Origin of the sequence: Pseudovibrio sp. POLY-S9 (assembly GCF_001431305.1) — a bacterium.
Lineage (GTDB): Bacteria > Pseudomonadota > Alphaproteobacteria > Rhizobiales > Stappiaceae > Pseudovibrio.
In genome coordinates, this window is sequence record NZ_LCWX01000128.1 from 1 (window position 1) to 2,951 (window position 2,951).

Genomic DNA, 2,951 nt, shown 5'->3' on the forward strand with positions numbered 1-2,951 from the left:
TTGCTGCCGCTCTGCCAATCCTGATCGCGGGTATAACCCACCAGAAATTCCAGATGCGCAACTTGTGTTGCGGTCAAGCCAAGCTCGCGTTGCAGCTTTTTCACCAGCGAGAGCACATCCCACCGGCTCACACCGACCGGCAGACCAGTAAAACCTCTGGCCGCGACTTCTGCTTTCTCATTCTGCTGGCGCGATGTGTTGCCGATCCCAAACACTGCCGCTGCCTCATCTGGCATATAGGCATCAATAAACATTGGGTTCATCCCAACAAAGGTACCAAACGCGACATGGATAGTTTGAAACTTCCTTTGTTCAAACAAGCTTTTTTCTAAACGGTACCTGCTGATTTTATAGGGTTCTCAGGCTGCCAGTTTCACTGGCAGAATACCGAGAGCGTCTCTAAGTTTGTCCTCGGAGAAATCATACTCACCAAGCATGTTGATATGTGCCCACGATATTGGGGAATGGGCGGCGATAGTGCGCAGCAGCGTCTCTCTGGTTTGTTGGTCTTTACAATTGTTGACCTGACGCGTGAGGTAGAGATAGTTCCAGCAGATGATGCTGTTTTTGATGAGACGATTGCACGCCTCGGCGATTTCCTGTTCCTCTTTTTCTGCCTGGGTAAACTCACGGGGGTTACCGACGGCGACGGCACGTGTGAATTTGTTTGCCAGTTCGACCTTATTGAGCTGCTTCTCGATGGCCTGCCGCAAGTCAAGGTCTTTAATATAGCGCAGGATAAACAATGATTTGATGATTTGGCCAAAGGCTTTGAGGGTCTGATAAAGGGCGTGCTGGCGCGAGTAGGAGTTTAGCCTGCGGAAGATGTCTGAGGCGGTGTTTTCTTTTAGCTTAATGGTTGCAACCAGACGCAGCAGGTCGTCCCAATTCTCTTGGATCAAGGCCTCATTGACGTAATTATTTGGCCTGATCCGCCAGCCTTCGCGGATCTTGCGGTCATGGCCCCGAAACAGGTAAATCCGCTGTTTATGCAGTTTCTTGATACGTGGTGCAAAGGAAAAGCCGAGAAGATGGGTGAGCGCGAAAATGGTCTCGCTATAGCCGTGACTGTCGGTTGAGTGGATGTCGCTTTTAACCACGTCATTATGCATAAGACCATCAATGACATAAGTGCTTTCGCGATCAGCAGCGCTGATCATCAGCGAGTGCCAGAGTAAACTGCGCTCATCGCCAAAGGTATAGGCACTTACCCCCTGACTTTGACCAAAATATTTGAAGGATCGCGCAGCCAGAAGCGATTCACCTCGCACCTCAAACTTCTGCCCGTCGCTGGCTGTGTGCAGCAGTTCCGCGTCCCGGCGATAGAGGTTGGGCAGTTCCATCTGGTCCATGGCCTTCAGGACCAGATCATTTGCAGCGCGAATGTTTTCATGCGAGAAGCGCCAGTTAACGGCATGTTCCAGTTCACTTTCGGTGACGTTGGCTGAAATCCGCGCCATCTTTCGCACACCGATGCTGCATCCCAGCCCCATGATCCCCGCCAGCAAGGTGGTGCGCGGAACTGACTGGCGGGTACGGGTTTGTTGCCAATGCTCCAGAGCGCCCAGCATACCGCAGTGATTGTGGGTGGTTTCCAGAACCTGTGCGAGCGGCACGTCGTGGCGCTCCGGAAAAAGTTCCTGCGGCGGGTCATTTTCAGATGATTTTGCTGTTGGAGTTTTGACGTGAAAGGAGCCGTCCACGCGAAATTTCAGATGCGGGTTTGCCTCGATGTTGCCATTCGTTGCCTGATATTGTGCCAGAAGGGCTGTATCCAGCTCCTGCAGGATCGGGGCAGGAGCTGCAAACTTCGTTAATCCAGCCCGTTCAAGCAGCTGCTGTTTTTCGCGGTTCCAGCGCTCCGGATCAATCAGATAAGTATCCATGGCGCGATACTTATAAGACTGTTCAACGTTCAGGTCTCCTGACTTGACAGCTTCTGCAACATACTGAAACAACATAACTTTATAAAGTGAGCTGCGGAAACTACCGTCTTTGCGGGATAGTGCTTTACTATCTTCTGGGGAAAGGAATTTTACCGGAGCGCGTTCGGTGACCACACCATCTCGGTCTTTAAAATGACTGATTGCCTCCATGAGACTGGAAACGCGCTCGCTCGCTTCGAAAGTCAGCGCCTTTAAAATTGGATTGAGCCGATTTTGCAGCTTAAGTGAGTGACCTTCCAGCACCTCATACCAGCTCTGATCTGATCCGGGGTTCTGCAGATCCGCCTTAAGAGGATCAAATATGCCCGTTTTCCTCCGGTCCAGTACCTCTCTGATTTTGATGACCTTTTGCGTATCTGACAAGGCGTCAGAATCCGTCAAGCTCCTGATATTGCGGACTAAGCCGGAAACAGATTTGTCCGCCTTCTCTACTTCCGCTTTCAGGCGTTTGTCGTGTTCTTTACGCTTCTCAAGTAACATCTCCTTGTGTTCGCGTGAGGCTGCTGTTTGGAAGGCCTTCATCACGTTGAGCATCACATCAATCAGATTGTCATGAATGCGGAAAAACTGATGCGCAACAAAGGCCGCAGCGTGTATGTAGCGATCATTGGCCTCACGTCGTCGTATCTGAAATATCTCCGATCTCAACACACTGCCTGCAAAATAGCGAGTGCCTGCGTGACCAAGGTTAAGACGTTGCAGGATATCCTCCAGCTGATCGTAAAGCTCAGCAAGCGTGGAAAAATCGGCAGCTCTTTCTCTGATGCGAGTGGGTTTTGTCGATTGCGATAGCTTCTTGAGCAGTGTTAATCGATAACGGGTCTGGTCATCCGATGTGGTGAATAGATTATCCATTAAACAGCGGGCTTTATCGGTAATGTGGGTATCCATCAGGGTGATGAGAGCCGCCTTGCGATTTTGCAACCCAGATCGGATCAAGTCAGATAAAGAGCGCGCACTTGGGATCTGAATTTTATACTGTGTCAGGAAATCGATGCACCGGTC

2 protein-coding genes are annotated in these 2,951 nt (G+C 50.7%); both read right to left on the bottom strand.

Features of this window, described 5'->3' with window-relative positions:
- The coding region (locus PPL9_RS11055) for a helix-turn-helix domain-containing protein (RefSeq protein WP_152986733.1) at nucleotides 1–254 on the bottom strand (254 nt) is incomplete at its 3' end.
- 105 nt (nucleotides 255–359) lie between these two features.
- The coding region (locus PPL9_RS11060; RefSeq protein ID WP_057462758.1) for a Tn3 family transposase at nucleotides 360–2,951 on the bottom strand (2,592 nt) is incomplete at its 5' end.